At 70.8% G+C, this 15794-nt stretch carries 16 protein-coding genes; 9 read left to right on the forward strand and 7 right to left on the reverse strand.

The annotated features are described in order from the left end of the window. Positions 1-31: 31 nt before the first annotated feature. Positions 32-853: an IclR family transcriptional regulator gene (locus ACWFR4_RS03000; RefSeq protein ID WP_453650447.1), complete on the reverse strand. Its 822-nt coding sequence runs from the start codon at positions 851-853 to the stop codon at positions 32-34. A 127-nt stretch (positions 854-980) separates the two neighbouring features. Here ACWFR4_RS03000 and ACWFR4_RS03005 point away from each other — a divergent pair, with 127 nt between their 5' ends. The 7 genes from ACWFR4_RS03005 (at position 981) to ACWFR4_RS03035 (ending at position 8573) form a co-directional block, all read left to right on the forward strand. Continuing rightward, entirely contained in the window at positions 981-1946 is a 966-nt protein-coding gene (locus ACWFR4_RS03005) for a DUF1177 domain-containing protein (protein ID WP_453650449.1), read from the forward strand. Beyond that, positions 1943-3316 carry a cytosine permease gene (locus ACWFR4_RS03010; protein WP_453650451.1) on the forward strand — a complete coding sequence of 458 codons (1374 nt, stop codon included), beginning with the start codon at positions 1943-1945 and terminating at the stop codon, positions 3314-3316. Before ACWFR4_RS03005 ends, ACWFR4_RS03010 begins: the two co-directional genes overlap by 4 nt. Continuing rightward, positions 3313-4638 (forward strand): M20/M25/M40 family metallo-hydrolase, encoded by a 1326-nt coding sequence (locus ACWFR4_RS03015; protein WP_453650453.1) that lies wholly within the window; start codon positions 3313-3315, stop codon positions 4636-4638. The genes ACWFR4_RS03010 and ACWFR4_RS03015 overlap by 4 nt, the downstream gene beginning before the upstream one ends. Positions 4639-4752: 114 nt before the next feature. Beyond that, the gene (locus tag ACWFR4_RS03020; protein ID WP_116502337.1) at positions 4753-5403 is read left to right on the forward strand and encodes a class I SAM-dependent methyltransferase; all 651 of its coding nucleotides are present in this window, start codon (positions 4753-4755) and stop codon (positions 5401-5403) included. Positions 5404-5427: 24 nt separating this feature from the next. Next, positions 5428-6441: an N-acetylmuramoyl-L-alanine amidase gene (locus ACWFR4_RS03025; protein WP_453457360.1), complete on the forward strand. Its 1014-nt coding sequence runs from the start codon at positions 5428-5430 to the stop codon at positions 6439-6441. 148 nt (positions 6442-6589) lie between these two features. After that, the gene (locus ACWFR4_RS03030) at positions 6590-7450 is read left to right on the forward strand and encodes a hypothetical protein (RefSeq protein ID WP_453457363.1); all 861 of its coding nucleotides are present in this window, start codon (positions 6590-6592) and stop codon (positions 7448-7450) included. 112 nt (positions 7451-7562) lie between these two features. Further along, positions 7563-8573: an LLM class F420-dependent oxidoreductase gene (locus tag ACWFR4_RS03035; protein ID WP_453650455.1), complete on the forward strand. Its 1011-nt coding sequence runs from the start codon at positions 7563-7565 to the stop codon at positions 8571-8573. A 28-nt stretch (positions 8574-8601) separates the two neighbouring features. On the opposite strand, the gene ACWFR4_RS03040 is transcribed toward ACWFR4_RS03035, so the two are convergent. Continuing rightward, positions 8602-9174: a hypothetical protein gene (locus ACWFR4_RS03040; RefSeq protein WP_453457497.1), complete on the reverse strand. Its 573-nt coding sequence runs from the start codon at positions 9172-9174 to the stop codon at positions 8602-8604. Between the two features lie 122 nt (positions 9175-9296). Between ACWFR4_RS03040 and ACWFR4_RS03045 the strand changes: the two genes are divergently transcribed. Further along, positions 9297-9593, forward strand: a complete 297-nt coding sequence (locus ACWFR4_RS03045; protein ID WP_453457367.1) for a hypothetical protein — start codon at positions 9297-9299, stop codon at positions 9591-9593. On the opposite strand, the gene ACWFR4_RS03050 is transcribed toward ACWFR4_RS03045, so the two are convergent. Genes ACWFR4_RS03050 through ACWFR4_RS03060 form a run of 3 tightly spaced genes read right to left on the reverse strand, consistent with a single transcriptional unit; the run spans position 9587 to position 12788 of the window. After that, positions 9587-10672, reverse strand: a complete 1086-nt coding sequence (locus tag ACWFR4_RS03050; RefSeq protein WP_453457369.1) for a prenyltransferase — start codon at positions 10670-10672, stop codon at positions 9587-9589. The genes ACWFR4_RS03045 and ACWFR4_RS03050 overlap by 7 nt on opposite strands. After that, a complete protein-coding gene (locus tag ACWFR4_RS03055; RefSeq protein ID WP_266564762.1) occupies positions 10669-11400 on the reverse strand; it encodes a class I SAM-dependent methyltransferase in 732 nt (243 codons plus the stop codon). The genes ACWFR4_RS03050 and ACWFR4_RS03055 overlap by 4 nt, the downstream gene beginning before the upstream one ends. After that, positions 11394-12788 (reverse strand): glycosyltransferase family 4 protein, encoded by a 1395-nt coding sequence (locus ACWFR4_RS03060; protein WP_453650457.1) that lies wholly within the window; start codon positions 12786-12788, stop codon positions 11394-11396. The genes ACWFR4_RS03055 and ACWFR4_RS03060 overlap by 7 nt, the downstream gene beginning before the upstream one ends. A 236-nt stretch (positions 12789-13024) precedes the next feature. Between ACWFR4_RS03060 and ACWFR4_RS03065 the strand changes: the two genes are divergently transcribed. Beyond that, the gene (locus ACWFR4_RS03065) at positions 13025-13645 is read left to right on the forward strand and encodes a TetR family transcriptional regulator (protein WP_453457374.1); all 621 of its coding nucleotides are present in this window, start codon (positions 13025-13027) and stop codon (positions 13643-13645) included. 303 nt (positions 13646-13948) lie between these two features. On the opposite strand, the gene ACWFR4_RS03070 is transcribed toward ACWFR4_RS03065, so the two are convergent. Together ACWFR4_RS03070 and ACWFR4_RS03075 are read right to left on the reverse strand one after the other, a co-directional pair. Further along, positions 13949-14182 (reverse strand): ferredoxin, encoded by a 234-nt coding sequence (locus ACWFR4_RS03070; RefSeq protein ID WP_453457377.1) that lies wholly within the window; start codon positions 14180-14182, stop codon positions 13949-13951. Then, positions 14182-15663, reverse strand: a complete 1482-nt coding sequence (locus ACWFR4_RS03075; RefSeq protein WP_453650459.1) for an aldehyde dehydrogenase — start codon at positions 15661-15663, stop codon at positions 14182-14184. The genes ACWFR4_RS03070 and ACWFR4_RS03075 overlap by 1 nt, the downstream gene beginning before the upstream one ends. Positions 15664-15794: the final 131 nt, after the last annotated feature.

A 15794-nucleotide genomic window follows, 5' to 3' on the forward strand; every position in this document is an offset into this window, starting at 1 on the left:
CGGGGCTGTGGCGCTTCGGGGCTGTGGTGCTTCAGGACTGGGGGGCGCGCGGCTTGCGCGTGCGCTGCGGGGGATGGGTGAGCCGCTTCTCCAGGAGGCCCGCCGCCTTGCGCAGGGCGTCGAGCCGGCCCTCGGGCCCGTCGGCGAAGAGCTCCTTGGCGCCGCCGAGGCTGAGGCTGCCGTAGGGCTCGCGGCCCAGGAAGACCGGCACGGCGACCGTCGCGATCCCGGCGTCGTACTCGCCGACCGTCCAGGCGTACCCCTGGGCGCGCACCTGCACCAGCTCCCGCTCCAGCTCGTCCGGGTCGGTGACCGTGCGGTCGGTGAAGCGGGCCATGGGCCGGCCGCGGAAGAGCCGGTGGCGCTGCTCGTCGGGCAGGAACGCGTAGAACGACTTGGCCGTGGCTCCGGCGTGCGCCGGATACAGCTCGCCGACCAGCGGGTAGTAGCGCAGCGGCCCGGACTCGCCCTCGACGGCCGCGACGCAGCGCATGTGGAAGCTGTCCGGCAGACAGAACAGGACCGTGTCGCCGGTCGCCCGGCCCAGCTCCTCCAGGACGGGCGCGGCGAGCAGTTCGAGCGAGCCCGAGCGCTCCCAGAGCCGGCCGAGCCGGAGCACGGCGGGCCCGATGCGGTAGCGCCGGGTGGCCGGGTCGGAGACCAGGAACCCGCGTCCGGCGAGCGTCGAGAGCAGCCGCTGGGCGACCGAGGTGTCCCAGCCGAACTCCGCCGCCACCTCGGTCACGCCCCAGTCGGGCCGCGTCCGCTCGAAGGCGAGCAGCACCAGCAGGGCGCGGTCGACGGTCTGCAGCGCACCCGCGGGCGTCTTGCGGTCCAACGGGATCTCACTCATCGCATCTCACCATTCAGACCTGAATTGCAGATAACGGGAAACAGTTGCGGACAACGCTAACCGATCCCGAATCTTCTGTCAGCACCACCCGACCTGGAGTGAGTGTCGGGAGCGAGAGAGGCCGCCCATGCTGAAGTACGTCCTTGACATCGTCGAACTCCTCGACGACCCGAACGCCGACGGCAAACGCGCCGTGGAGTACCTCGACTCGGTCGCGGGCCCGCAGGGCTCCGGCGCCGAGGTCACCACCGTCACCGGCGAGCGCGGCTCAACCGACTTCGTGCTGGTAAGGATCCCGGGCAGCACGGGACGTACGAGTGGCGGTTCGTCCCGCACGCTCGGCGTGGTCGGCCGCCTCGGCGGCGTCGGCGCCCGGCCCGAGATGACGGGCCTGGTCTCCGACGCGGACGGCGCCGCCGCCGCGCTCGCCACCGCGGCCAAGCTGCTCGACATGCGCCGCAAGGGCGACGCGCTGCCGGGTGACGTCATCGTCGCCACGCACATCTGCCCGGACGCGCCCACCGCGCCGCACGACCCGGTCCCCTTCATGGACTCCCCGGTCGACATCGCCACGATGAACCGGCACGAGGTCACCGGCGAGATGGAGGCCGTGCTCTCCATCGACACCACCAAGGGCAACCGGATCATCAACCACAAGGGCCTGGCCCTGTCCCCCACCGTCAAGGAGGGGTGGGTCCTGCGGGTCAGCGAGGCGCTCGGCGAGCTGCTCGCGGTCGTCACGGGTGAGCCCTTGGTCACATACCCGGTGACCACGCAGGACATCACGCCGTACGGTAACGGTGCACATCACATCAATTCGATCCTCCAGCCAGCCACGGCGACCCCCGCTCCGGTCGTCGGCCTCGCCGTCACCTCGGCCGCCGCGGTCCCCGGCTGCCAGACCGGCGCGAGCCATGAGACCGACATCGCCAGTGCCGCACGCTTCGCCGTCGAGACGGCGAAGGCGTACGGGGGCGGTCGACTCGACTTCCACGACGAGGCGGAGTTCGACAACCTCGTGAGCCGCTACGGCTCCCTGTCCCACCTTCAGACGCTCGGCCGTGAGAGCCGTGAGCCCCGGGAGTCCTCATGACCGCCACCACAGCTCAGAAGCCGGGCAAGAACCTGGGCAGCGACGACTACTCGCTCTCCCGCGTCCCGCGCGACCAGCGCCTGGGCTTCTGGACGATGCTGCTCCAGTGGCTCGCCCAGTCGGGCTCCATCTCGCAGTTCACGCTGGGCGCCACCATCGGCGTCGGCATGACCTTCGGGAACGCGTTCCTCGCCTTCACGCTCGGCGCGGTCATCCTCGAAGTGGTGATCTTCGCGATCGGCCTGGCCGGCATGCGCGAGGGCCTCGCGACCCCGATGCTGACCCGCTGGATCGGCTTCGGCCGCAACGGCTCCGCGCTGGTCAGCTTCGTCATCGCCGTCAGCCTGGTCGGCTGGTTCGGCGTGCAGAACACGATCTTCGGCAACAGCGTGTCCGCGCTCGTCGGCGGCCCGTCCTGGATGTGGTGCGTGGCCGCGGGCCTCGCCATCACGGTCCTGGTCATCTTCGGCTTCCGCTACATGGCGCTCTTCGCGAAGATCGTCACGCCGCTGTTCTTCGCCCTCGTCGCCTGGTCGGTCACGAACGCCCTGATGGACCACTCCATCGGCGAGCTGATCAACTCGCCGGCGCCGGGGCAGACGATCCCGCTCGCCGTCGCGGCCACCGCCATCGCGGGCGGCTACATGACCGGCGCGATCGTCTCCCCCGAGATGACCCGCTACAACCGCAAGGGCTCGCACGTCTTCCTGCAGAGCGCCTCGTCGATGATCCTCTCCGAGTACATCGTCGGCCTCACGGGCGTGCTGCTCGGCCACCTGGTGAAGTCCAGCGAGGTGTCGCACATCGTGCTCTCCACCTCGGGCGCCTTCGGTGTGATCGTGGTCCTGATGTCCACCGCGAAGATCAACGACTGGAACCTGTACGGCTCCTCGCTCGGCGTCGTCAACTTCTTCCAGGTCGTCTTCGGCAAGCGCCTGCACCGCGGCGCCGTCACCGTCGCGCTCGGCCTCGCGGGCACCCTGCTCTCGGCCGTCGGCATCATGACCCACTTCACCGAGTTCCTGTCCGTGCTCGGCGTCGCCATCCCGCCCATCGGCGGCATCATCGTGGCCGAGTACTGGGTCGTACGGCGCATGCGCAAGCCGCTCGACGAGACCCGCGAGTCCGGGACACTGCCCACGTCGTCGCCGACCTGGGTGCCCCTGTCGATCGTGATCTGGATCGCCGCGTTCTGCGTCGGCAAGTACGTGACCGTCGGCATCCCGGCGCTCAACTCGCTCGCCACCGCCTTCGTCCTGTACTCCGTCCTCGGCCTCCTCGGCCTCGTGCGGCCGTACGGCACCTCCACCCTGGACGACGAGGACACCGTCCCCGCCGCCCCCGAAGCGACCCCCGTGGGAGCGGCATGAACACCCCCAGCGCCCTGACCCCCGCATCCGAAGAGGCCCAGGCCGAGGTCGTCGGACTGTGCGCGGAGCTGATCCGCTTCGACACGTCCAACCCGACGAGCGACGAGCGCGCCTGCGCCGACTGGGTCGTGGCCCGCCTCGCCGAGGCCGGCATCGAATCGACCCTCGTCGAGAGCGCGCCGGGCCGGGCGAACGTCATCGCCCGTATTCCCGGCGCGGACAGCACCCGCGGCGCCCTCCTCGTGCACGGCCACCTCGACGTCGTGCCCGCCGACGCCGCCGAGTGGCAGGTGCCCCCCTTCTCCGGCGAGATCCGCGACGGCTACCTGTGGGGCCGCGGCGCGATCGACATGAAGGACACGGTGGCCGTGATGCTGGCCACCGCCCGCCACTTCGCCCGCACCGGCACCCGCCCCTCGCGGGAGATCGTCCTCGCGTTCCTCGCCGACGAGGAGGCGGGCGGCAAGTTCGGCGCGCACTGGCTCGTCGAGCACCACCCGGAGCTCTTCGCGGGCGTCACCGAGGCGATCGGCGAAGGCGGCGGCTTCTCGTACGCGCTCGACGACACACAGCGCATCTACCCGATCGAGAACGCCCAGCGCGGCATGGCCTGGATGGAGCTCACGGCGACGGGCCGGGCCGGCCACGGCTCGTCCCCCAACGACGAGAACGCGGTCACCGACCTCTCCGAGTCCCTCACCCGCATCGGCCGCCACACGTTCCCGATCCGCCTCATCGAGCCCGTACGGGCGCTGCTGGCCGAGGCCGCCGAACTCAAGGGTGTGAAGATCGACTTCGAGGCCGACGACCTCGACGCCGAACTCGCCAAGCTGGGCCCGGTCGCCGACTTCATGCAGGTGGTGCTCCGCAACTCCGCGAACCCCACCATGTTCACCGCCGGCTACCAGACGAACGTCATCCCCGGTAAGGCCACCGCCCGCGTCGACGGCCGCTTCCTGCCCGGCCACGAGCAGGAACTCGTCGACACCATCGACGAGTTGCTCCTGCCGTCCGTGCGGCGCGAGTGGGTCAACCACGACATCGCCATGGAGACGACCTTCGACGGCCCGCTCGTCGACGCCATGTGCGAGGCCGTGCGCGCCGAGGACCCCGACGGCCACCCGGTCCCGTACTGCAACCCGGGCGGCACCGACGCCAAGGCCTTCACCAAGCTGGACATCCGCTGCTTCGGCTTCAAGGGCCTCAAGCTGCCGCACGACCTGGACTACGGCCGCCTCTTCCACGGCGTCGACGAGCGCGTCCCGCTGGAGGGCCTGCGGTTCGGCGTCCGCGTCATGACCCGCCTCTGGCAGAGCTGCTGACCCGGGACTCATCCCCTCGATCGCCGCCGGCCCCGTACGCCCCCGCCGCACCCGGCGACGGGGGCGTACGGCAGCATGGGCGGCCGTATACACATGCCTAGGACAGGGGAACCCATGAGCGCGGCGCCCAAGCCGGAGATCCTCGCCGCCTTCGAGGCCGCCAAGGGGTTCATGCCTCTCGGCGAAGGGCTGGCGCTCTACGCGGCCGCCGCCGAGGCCGCCACGCTCGGGCTCCCGCTCCTGGAGGTCGGCACGTACTGCGGGCGCTCCACGATCCTGCTCGCCGACGCGGCCCGCCAGGCCGGGGTGAGCGCGCTCACCGTGGATCACCACCGCGGCAGCGAGGAGCAGCAGCCGGGCTGGGACTACCACGACCCGGAGACCGTCGACCCGGTCGTCGGCCGCATGGACACCCTCCCCACGTTCCGGCGCACGCTGCACGCAGCCGGTCTGGAGGACCACGTCATCGCCCTGGTGGGCCGCTCCCCGCAGGTCGCCGCCGTCTGGGGCGGCCCCCTCGGCCTCGTCTTCATCGACGGCGGCCACACCGACGAGCACGCCACCGCCGACTACGAGGGCTGGGCCCCGCACGTCGCCGAGGGCGGCCTCCTCCTCATCCACGACGTGTTCCCGGTCAAGATCGACGAGTGGACGGGCCAGGCCCCGTACCGCGTCTACCTCAGGGCCCTGGAATCCGGCGCGTTCACCGAGGTCTCGGCCACGGACTCCCTCCGTGTCCTGCGCCGAACAGGCCCCGGGATCTGAAGAAGGACCGTTAGGCTCACCCACGTGTCATACGTAGGCCCGGACAGCGACGGTTTCTTCGACGGCGACGGGGACGGCCCCCGGCGGCCGCGCCGGTTCAGCGGCGGTCCGCTGACCGTGGCGCTCGCCGCGCTCGTGCCCACGGCTCTCGCCGGGTGGCTGATCTGGCAGGTGGTGGGCGGTCCGGGCGAGAGCGAGCCCGCGAAGACACTGCCCGCCGCGAGCCAGTCGTCGACGGCGGGGGCGGACACGACGTCCCCCTCCCCGTCGAAGTCCGACGACGGCAAGAAGGGCGACGGGTCGCCGAGCGCCACCCCGTCGAAGTCGAAGTCGCCCACCTCCTCCTCGAAGCCCGCCGGATCCGGCCCCCTCAAGGGCAAGGTCGTCGTCATCGACCCGGGTCACAACCCGGGCAACTTCCGGCACACCGCGGAGATCAACCGGCTCGTCGACATCGGGACGAACCGCAAGGAATGCGATACGACAGGCACGTCGACCAACGCCGGTTACACCGAGGCCCAGTTCACCCTCGATGTCTCGCGCCGGCTGCGCACCCTGCTCCAACAGCAGGGCGCCACCGTCGAGTTGACCCAGAACGGCGACCGCTCCTGGGGCCCGTGCGTGGACGAGCGCGCCCGGATCGGCAACAAGGCGCACGCGGACGCGGTGATCTCCGTGCACGCCGACGGCTCCGCGGCGGGCAACCGCGGCTTCCATGTGATCCTTCCCGCATCCGTGAACTCGGGTTCCGCCAACACCACGGCGATCGCGGGCCCCTCACGGGATCTCGGCGAACGCGTCGCGGGCAACTTCCTGCGCGCCACGGGCTCGGCACCCTCGAACTACATCGGCGGCGGCACCGGCCTCGACGTGCGCAAGGACCTGGGAGGCCTCAACCTCTCCACCGTGCCGAAGGTGTTCATCGAGTGCGGCAACATGCGCGACGCGAATGACGCGGCCCTGCTGACGAGTGGCGCGTGGCGGCAGAAGGCGGCGCAGGGGATGTCTGACGGAATCGTGAGTTTCCTGCGCGGGTAGTTCTCACCCTGCGGATCGCGGCAGACACCCCCGCCGCGCGGACGATAGTGTCTCTCTACGATGGGGCCACCCCCGCGCTTCGCACGGCACAGCAGCGACAGCGACGCCTCCGCCGACGACCGGACGACTGACGAAGGACCGACCTGAAGTGAATATCCGCTCCCTCACTCGAGGCGACGGCGTGGTGATCGGAGCAGCGGTGTTGCTGTTCATCGCCTCGTTCCTCGACATCTATTCGATCGACGGGAACTCGAGCAACGAAAGCCTCCCGAACGCGTGGGAGAGCGCACCGCTCCTGATGAGCGTCTTCCTCGCGGGCATCATCGCCGCCGTGCTGATCGTCGTCGCCCGGGGGCTGCCCACCGTACCGAAGGTCGCCGGTCTCGACCTCGGCCAGTTCGGCATCGCACTCGCGGTCTTCGCGGCGTGGAGCGCTCTGGGGAACATCTTCGACCCGGCGGGTGGCTGGAACAACATCGGCACGTTCCCGGACAGCGCGTTCGGTGCCGGCACCGGCACCATCCTCGGCCTGATCGCCGCTCTCGTGCTCGCGGGTGCCGCTGTCGCCACGCCGCTCGTGCCCGCGCTGAAGGGTGCCCTCGTCGGCGCCCCTCGTCCGCAGGCCCCGCAGCCGTACGGCGCGCAGCCTGCCGGTGGCTACGGCTACCCGGGCGCCCAGCAGCCGGGCCAGCCCTACGGCGCCCAGCCCGGTCAGCCGGGTCAGCCGGGGCATCCCGGTCAGTCTTACGGTGCCGCCGCCCAGCCGCAGCAGGCCGCGCCCGCGCCGCAGGCCGCGCAGGCCCCGGCCGGCGACTTCTCGCCGTTCTGGTTCGCGGTGCCGGTGCCGCGTCCGCTGTACGCCGAGGACGGCTCCCCGACGCCGATCGCCGAGCTGGCGCCCGGCACGTGGTACCTGGCCGTCGAGCAGCGCGGCCCCGGCCTGGTGGCCCAGACGCAGGACGGCCGCCGCGGCGTCCTCCAGGACACGACGGGGATCCAGCGCGGCTGACGTCGCCCGGCCTTTCCGTCACGGCCCCTCACCCGTCTTCCGGGTGGGGGGCCGTTGTCGTACAGTCGCCCCCGAACCACTAACTGACACTGCGTCAGAAATGGGAGCGGCCATGCGACTCGGACTCGCGCTCGGCTACTGGGGCCGCGGTCCCGACCCGCGCCACCTCGAACTCGCCCAGGAGGCCGAGCGGTTGGGCTACCACTCGGTGTGGACCGCCGAGTCCTGGGGCAGCGACGCGTTCACGCCGCTGACCTGGATCGCGGCGCACACCTCGCGTATCCGCCTGGGTACGGCGATCGCGCAGATGGCGGCCCGCTCCCCCACGACGACGGCGATGCACGCGCTCACCCTCGACCATCTGTCCGGCGGCCGCATGATGCTGGGGCTCGGCCTGTCGGGGCCACAGGTGGTGGAGGGCTGGTACGGGCGGCCGTTCCCGCGGTCGCCGCTCACCGCGACGCGCGAGTACGTCGACGTGGTGCGGCAGGTCCTGCGGCGCGAGGGCCCGGTCGAGATGGACGGCCGCTTCCACGCGCACCCGTATCGCGGCGAGGACGCCACCGGCCTCGGCAAGCCGCTGAAGCCGATCACGCATCCCCTGCGCGCCGACCTGCCCATCCTGCTCGGCGCCGAGGGCCCGAAGAACATCGCGCAGACGACCCGCATCGCGGACGGCTGGCTCCCCCTGTACTGGTCACCGACGCGCACGGACGCGTACGAGGCCTCCCTCACGGACCTCCCCGAGGACTTCGTGATCGCGCCGATGGCCCGCGTCACGGTCTGCGACGACGTCGCCGAGGGGCTGCTGCCGGTGAAGGCCATGCTGGGCTTCTACATCGGCGGCATGGGCCACGCGAAGCGCAACTTCCACGCGGACCTGATGGCGCGCATGGGGTACGCGGACGAGGCCCGCCGGGTCCAGGAACTCTTCCTCGCGGGACGGCGCGAGGAGGCCGTACTGGCCGTGCCGGACGCCTTCGCCGACGAGATCTCGCTGGTCGGCCCGCGCGGGCGCATCGCCGAACGCCTGGAGCTGTGGCGCAAGGGCCCGGTCACCGACCTACTCGTCCTGGCCCAGGACCCGCACACACTGCGGGTCCTGGCCGAGCTCAACTCGTAGCGTTGCAAGCCCAGTTGGAGACTCTGCACTACGAGCCCGAGGACAGCTCCTTCGCCGACGGCACCTTGTCCTTCACCTCGGCGCCCGCGCTCTTGCCCGCGTCCTTCACCGAGTTGATGACATCATCGAAGGAGTTGACGGCGGCGCCGTCACCCTTGCGCAGCTTGGACGGCAGGTCCTTCAGCTTCTCGATGCCCACCGTGAGCGGCGCGACGGCCTTGGAGAGCAGCGGGTCGCCCTTCGCGTTCTTCACGGCCGCCTTCAGCCTGTTGTACGCGAACGCGCCCGCGACACCCGCCTTGACGAGGGCGAGCTTCCGCCCGTGGGCGCCCTTCTTGAACTTGCCCTTGCGGTACGGCTTCACGATCCACTGGTAGGTCGCGCCGGCCGCGAGACCCGCGTTGGCGACGAAGCGCGTCTTGGCGAACTTCTGCTTCTCGGCGGAGCTGGTGGCGGTCGGTTCCGCCACATCCGCGGCCACGGTGGCTGACGCCTTGGTTTTCGTCGTGTCGTTGCCGCCGCACGCCGTCCCGCCCACGAGGAGGGCGGAGCTGACGGTGAGCGCCACGACGGCGCGGCGTATGGGCAGGGTGGAACCGATCACGACAAACCTCCAGGGCGCGGTGCTGCTGCTCCCTGGCAGCGTCCCCCGGGCCCCATGGCCGTGCCACTCGGGCGGGCCCGTACGGGTTTCACTCGCGGTGGAGCGGTAACCCGTGCTTCATGTCTCCCAGCCAAGCAACGCGAGGCACCAACCAAGCCGCGACGATCGTGATGGTCGTCGCAGACATCCTGGCCGCCATCCTCGGCCTGTGGATCCTGATGTACCTGCTGGACGCCAACCGCGCCAACTCCCTGGTGCAGTTCATCCACGACGCGGCCCTGTGGCTCGCCGGGTGGTCGCACGACCTGTTCACGTTCGACGACGCATGGGCGCGGGTGGTCGCGGGCTACGGCCTGGCGGCGCTGGTGTACCTGCTCGTCGGGCACTTCGTCGCCGGCCGGCTGCGCCGCTACTGAGCGGGGCTTCCCTCGCAGCAGTCCGGTTCGAAGCCCGCCGGGAGGCGGCCGCCGAACACCGAGCAGGTGGCCTCGTCGCCGCCGAGCGCGGCGACGGCGAGCAGCACCGAACCGGCCGTCCACGCGGTCAGTTCCCTCGGCCAGACGGCCCGGTCGTCGAAGACGTAGCCGGTCCAGTACAGGCCCGACTCCGGGTCGCGCAGGTGCTGGATCGACTGGAGGATCTCCAGAGCGCGGTCGGACTCGCCCACCGCCCACAGGGCGAGGGCGAGTTCGGCGCTCTCGCCGCCGGTGACCCACGGGTTGGGGATGACGCAGCGCACGCCGAGTCCGGGGACGACGAAGCGGTCCCAGGACGCCTGGATGCGCTCCTCGGCCTCCGAGCCGGTGAGGGCGCCGCCGAGGACGGGGTAGTACCAGTCCATCGAGTAGCGGTCCTTGTCGAGGAACCGCTCGGGGTGGCGGCGGATCGCGTGCCGCAGGCTGCCGGCCGCCAACTCCCAGTCGGGCTGGGGTTCTTCGCGCTGTTCGGCGATCGCGAGGGCGCACCGCAGCGCGTGGTGCACGGACGAACTGCCGGTCAGGAGTGCCTCGTCGACGGGCGTCCCGTCCGGCTCGCGCTTCCAGCCGATCTGCCCGCCGGGCTGCTGGAGCCGCAGCACGAACTCCATGGCCGCGTACACGGTGGGCCATATCCGGTCGAGGAATGCGTCGTCGCCGGTGGAGAGGTAGTGGTGCCAGGCGCCCACGGCGACGTAGGCGACGAAGTTGGTCTCGCGGCCGTGGTCGGTGATGTCACCGGCGTCCCCGTCGGCGTAGGCCGCGTACCAGGAGCCGTCCTCGTTCTGGTGGCGGGCGAGCCAGTCGTAGGCGCGTTCGGCGGCGTCGTGCTCGCCCGCCGCGTCGAGGGCCATGGCGGCCTCGGTGTGGTCCCACGGGTCGAGGTGGTGGCCACGGAACCAGGGTATGGCGCCGTCCTCGCGCTGCACGGCGAGGAGCCCGCGGACGGTCGCGGCGGCCTGCTCGGCGGTCAGTACGCCGGGCAGGACGAGGAGTTCGGTCTTCTCCGGGCTCGTCACGCCTCGGCCTTGGGCAGGTGCGGCTTGGTGGCGTAGGCGACGAAGCTCTTGCCGACGACCGGGTTGAGGAGCTGCTCGGTGACGCGGGTGAGCGCCGGCTTCTTCATGATGTCCCAGACCAGGAGCTTGTGGTACGCCCGCACGGGCAGCGCCTTGTCGTTGTCGACGCCGAAGGCGCACTTGAGCCACCAGTACGGCGAGTGCAGGGCGTGCGCGTGGTGGGTGCCGTACGGCTTGAGGCCCGCCTCGCGCATCTTGGCGAGGAGTTCGTCCGCCTTGTATATGCGGATGTGGCCGCCCTCGACCTCGTGGTAGGCGTCGCTGAGGGTCCAGCAGACCTTCTCAGGGCCGTAGCGGGGCACGGTCACGGCGATGCGGCCGCCCGGCTTGAGGACGCGGACCATCTCGGCGAGCACGCCCTTGTCGTCGGGGATGTGCTCCATCACCTCGGAGATGATCACGACGTCGAACGAGGCGTCCGGGAAGGGGAGGTTGAGGGCGTCGCCCTCCATGGCCGTGGCCGTGGCGCCGGCGGGGGCCTCACCGGCCTCCTTCATCGCGGCGAACCACTTGGCGACCTCGCGGATCTCCTCGCCGTTCTGGTCGAGGGCGACCACCTGGGCCCCGCGCCGGTAGCACTCGAACGCGTGCCGCCCGGCTCCGCAGCCGAGGTCGAGGACGCGGTCGCCTGCGGCGAGCGGGAAGCGGGTGAAGTCGACGGTCAGCACGTGGCCCTGCTTTCGCGGTCGGATCCTGCACGTTCGAGGGGGGTGGTGGCCGCGGCGCCGATGTTCCGGCCGGCCGGGCGGGCGATGGACTCGCGGTAGAGCTCGGCGGTGCCGAGCGCCGCGCGGGCCCAGGTGAAGTTCCTCAGTACGCGTTCGCGTCCGGCGGCGCCGAGCCTCGCCCGCAGCCGCGGGTCGTCCAGGAGTCTGCTGAGCGCGGCGGCCAGCGCGCCCGCGTCGCCGGTGGGCACCGCGAGGCAGGTCTCCCCGTCGGGCCCGGCGACCTCGGGGATCGCTCCGCCGGTGGTGGCGACCAGGGGGGTGCCGGTGGCCATGGCCTCCGCCGCGGGCAGCGAGAAGCCCTCGTACAGGGAGGGCACACAGGCGACCTCCGCCGACCGTACGAGGTCGACGAGTTCGGCGTCGGTGATGCCCTTGACGAAGGACACGGCGCCTTCGAGGCCGTACTTCTCGATGGCCGCGGCGACGGGCCCGTCCTCGGCGCGCTTGCCGACGACGACGAGGTGGGCGGCCGGGTTCTCGGTGCGGACCTTGGCGAGGGCCTCGACGAGGAAGACGAGTCCCTTGAGGGGGACGTCGGCGCTGGACGTCGTCACGATGCGGCCGGGCACCTCGGCGACCGAGGGGTCCGGCGAGAAGAGGTCGGTGTCGGCGCCGATGTGCACGACGCGGATCCGGTCCTGGCGTACGCCGAGGTGGTCGACGATCTCCTGGCGCGAGGTCCCGGAGACGGTGAGCACGGCCGGCAGGCGGCGGGCGACGCGCTTCTGCATCCGCGTGAACGCGTACCAGCGGCGTACGGAGGCGCGGCGCTTCCAGTCGGGCGCCGCGTCGATCTCCAGCTGCCGGTCGACGGTGATGGGGTGGTGGATCGTGGTGACGAGGGGGGCGCCGAGCGCGGCAGGCCCGCCCAACAGGCCGTAGCCCAGCGTCTGATTGTCGTGCACGATGTCGAACTCGCCGCGCCGCGCCCGCAGATGGCGCCGGGCGCGCAGCGAGAACGTGAGGGGTTCGGGGAAGCCGCCGGTCCACATGGTGCCGACCTCGAGCGCGTCCACCCAGTCGCGGTACTCGCCGCGCTTGGGGGTGCGGAACGGGTCGGGGCTGCGGTACAGGTCGAGGCTGGGCAACTCGGTGAGCCTGAGCCCCTTCAGGCCCTCGCCCTCGTCGAGGACGGGGTAGGGCTGGGAGCCGATGACCTCGACCTGGTGCCCGAGCCGGGCGAGTTCGCGGGACAGATGGCGTACGTAGACGCCCTGCCCGCCGCAGAACGGGTTCCCCTTGTACGTAAGGAGAGCGATGCGCAACGGACGGTCACCGTCGGCGGAGGACCCGGCCCGGGGGCCCGCCTCCATGGCCTCAGCGGTCACTCGTGGTCCCCTTCTCGCGGCACGTTCACGCGAGACTACGCGTGGGCGGTAATCTAGAACAAGTTTCAGAGTTGCCAGCTCTTTGATCCTTCAAGGAGCACAGAATCTACCGGCAGGTAGCCTCGCTGTAACGCTCGGATCAGGTGATTCGCGCCACGACGGAGCCCCCACTGCCCTGCCATGACGAGCCTCTCGAAAGCACCGGATTACGGCTTGACAGCCACGGAACGGGACACATGACAGCGGAAGCGAAGACAGCACATCCGGCGTCGCCACCCCTCACCGAGCGCCAGGAGGCGCGCCGCCGCCGCATCCTTCACGCGAGCGCCCAGCTGGCCAGCCGCGGCGGCTTCGACGCCGTGCAGATGCGCGAGGTCGCAGAGTCCTCACAGGTCGCCCTCGGCACGCTGTACCGGTACTTCCCGTCCAAGGTGCATCTCCTCGTGGCCACGATGCAGGACCAGCTCCAGCACATGCACGCGACGGTCCGCAAGCGCCCGCCCTCGTCCGACCTGCCCTCGGAGCGGGTCGCGGAGACCCTCATGCGGGCCTTCCGCGCGCTCCAGCGCGAACCGCACCTCGCCGACGCGATGGTGCGCGCCCTCACCTTCGCCGACCGCAGTGTGAGCCCCGAGGTCGACCAGGTCTCCCGGCAGACGACGGCGATCATCCTGGACGCGATGGAACTGGACGACCCGACCCCGCAGCAGCTCTCCGCGGTCCGCGTCATCGAGCACACCTGGCACTCGGCGCTCATCACCTGGCTGTCGGGGCGCGCGTCGATCGCGCAGGTGAAGATAGACATCGAGACGGTGTGCCGGCTGATCGACCTCACCACACCGGACACCCGCAAGTAGGCGGCCCCGCGGAGTAAAGGGCCCCGGGGCGCGAGCGGCACCGGGGCACTGAAGAGGGCACGCAAAAGACCTACGAGACGGGTTCCCTGCGCCGGCATGATCCGGATCAGGTGCTGGGGGTCGCCTTCCGGCTCTGCTACTGCCTTCCGGCCTCTCAGCCCTACCGTCGACGTCGGCCACGGCGGATGCCGTTTGCGTCACGCCACAGTCGGCTACTCCGGTCGGACTCCCTCACTCGCCTCATAGGCCAATACCAGAATAGACCGCCCATGTCGTGACGCAACCCATCAAAGGGAACTTTTTTCAGTCTTCCGGCGGAAAAACCGACTCCCCGCTGCCCAGCAACGTGATCATGACGGCTTCCACGGGGCAGCCCTCCGCCGCGGCCAGGATCTTCTCGTTGGCGTCGGCCTCCGCCTCGAGGGGCCTGGACTGCCTGCCGGAGTCGAGACGGAAGGCGCCCGGGGCGTGGTGAACGCATTGGGCCGAGCCGATGCAGACGCCCCGGTCGACCTCGACGTGCCAGCGGTCCCCCATCACGCCTCCCAGCCGGCCGGCAGATGGATCATCTTGTGCTCCAGGAAGGCGCTGTACCCCTCGGGCCCGAACTCCCGGCCGAGGCCGGAGTTCTTGTAGCCGCCGAACGGGCCGAGCATGTCGAGGCTGAAGGTGTTCACGCTGTACGTGCCGGTGCGCACCTGCCGCGCGACGTCGATGCCGTGCGCCACGTCGGCCGTCCACACGCTGCCGCTGAGCCCGTAGTCGGAGTCGTTGGCGATCTTCACCGCCTCGGCCTCGTCGCCGTACGGGAGCAGGCAGATGACCGGACCGAAGATCTCCTCGCGGGCGATGCGCATCGAATTGTCGACGTCGCCGAAGAGGGTCGGCTCCACGTACCAGCCGCGGTCGAGCCCGGCGGGACGGCCGCCGCCGGTGAGGATCTTGGCGCCTTCCTCCTGACCGATGCGGATGTAGTCGAGGGAGCGGCGCTGCTGGCGTTCGGCGACCAGCGGGCCGACCTGGGTCGCCGGGTCGAGCGGGTCGCCGACGACGAGCGCGGCCGCCGCCTCCGTGAGGGCTCCGGCGAACTCGTCGTAGCGCGAACGGGGCAGCAGGATGCGGGTCTGGGCGACGCAGGCCTGGCCGTTGTTCATCCAGGCGGACTGGACGAGCCCGGGGACGGTCGTCGCGAGGTCCGCGTCCGGCAGGACGACCGCCGCGGACTTGCCGCCGAGTTCGAGGGTGACGTGGGTGAGGTTGCGCGAGGCGACCTCCATGACGCGCCGGCCCGCGGCCACGGATCCGGTGAAGGAGACCTTGTCGACGCCGGGGTGCCCGACGAGGTACTCGCTGACCTCGCGGTCCGCGGGAAGGATGGACAGGACCCCGTCCGGCAGCCCCGCCTCCTTCGCGATCTCGCCGAGCAGATACGCGTCGAGCGGCGATTCCGGCGACGGCTTGAGGACGACGGTGCAGCCGGCGAGCAGCGCGGGCGCCAGCTTGGCCGCGGCCACGAACTGCGGGACGTTCCAAGGAACCACGGCCGCCACGACGCCGACCGGCTCGCGCCGCACCAGGATCTTCCCGAGCGCGCCGTCGCGCGTCTCCTCGTACGTGAAGTTCTTCGCGACGGTGATCGCGGAGTCCCACACCATCATCGCGCCGAGCGCCTGCGCGAGGACGCTCCATGAGTACGGGGAGCCGTTCTCCGAGGAGATGAGGCGGGCGATCTCCTCGTGCCGTACGGCGATCGCGTCCTTGATCCGGGTGACGACCGCGATCCGCTCGTCGAGCGGGAGCCGCGGCCAGGGGCCCTCGTCGAACGCCCTGCGGGCGGCGGCCACCGCGCGGTCGACATCGGCGGGCGCGGCGTGCGGCACTCGCCCGAAGACCTCGCCGGTGTGCGGGGAGATCACCTCGATGACATCCGTACCGGACGGCTGCGTCAACTCCCCGCCGATGTAGAGCTGTCCGTGCTCCACGAACTCGTGCTCAAGCCGTTCCCCATGCCCGGTCATGACCGACCGCCTCTCGCGGGACGTTTTCTGACACTGCATCAGAACCTATGGAAACTGATACCAGTTCCAGTTCCAGGAGTCCACGGATCGGCACGGCGACCGTCGCCCAACAAGTCGACCCGGGCGACCAT

The organism is Streptomyces sp. NPDC055140 (genome assembly GCF_053607285.1).

What these genes read in the sequence shown, in the direction of transcription:
- ACWFR4_RS03070 (WP_453457377.1), bottom strand. Translation starts at nt 14,182, where the DNA reads ATGGGGGACCGCTGGCACGTCGAGGTCGACCGGGGCGTCTGCATCGGC.
- ACWFR4_RS03065 (WP_453457374.1), top strand. Translation starts at nt 13,025, where the DNA reads ATGACAGCGGAAGCGAAGACAGCACATCCGGCGTCGCCACCCCTCACC.
- ACWFR4_RS03075 (WP_453650459.1), bottom strand. Translation starts at nt 15,663, where the DNA reads ATGACCGGGCATGGGGAACGGCTTGAGCACGAGTTCGTGGAGCACGGA.
- ACWFR4_RS03015 (WP_453650453.1), top strand. Translation starts at nt 3,313, where the DNA reads ATGAACACCCCCAGCGCCCTGACCCCCGCATCCGAAGAGGCCCAGGCC.
- ACWFR4_RS03000 (WP_453650447.1), bottom strand. Translation starts at nt 853, where the DNA reads ATGAGTGAGATCCCGTTGGACCGCAAGACGCCCGCGGGTGCGCTGCAG.
- ACWFR4_RS03045 (WP_453457367.1), top strand. Translation starts at nt 9,297, where the DNA reads ATGTCTCCCAGCCAAGCAACGCGAGGCACCAACCAAGCCGCGACGATC.
- ACWFR4_RS03035 (WP_453650455.1), top strand. Translation starts at nt 7,563, where the DNA reads ATGCGACTCGGACTCGCGCTCGGCTACTGGGGCCGCGGTCCCGACCCG.
- ACWFR4_RS03010 (WP_453650451.1), top strand. Translation starts at nt 1,943, where the DNA reads ATGACCGCCACCACAGCTCAGAAGCCGGGCAAGAACCTGGGCAGCGAC.
- ACWFR4_RS03020 (WP_116502337.1), top strand. Translation starts at nt 4,753, where the DNA reads ATGAGCGCGGCGCCCAAGCCGGAGATCCTCGCCGCCTTCGAGGCCGCC.
- ACWFR4_RS03005 (WP_453650449.1), top strand. Translation starts at nt 981, where the DNA reads ATGCTGAAGTACGTCCTTGACATCGTCGAACTCCTCGACGACCCGAAC.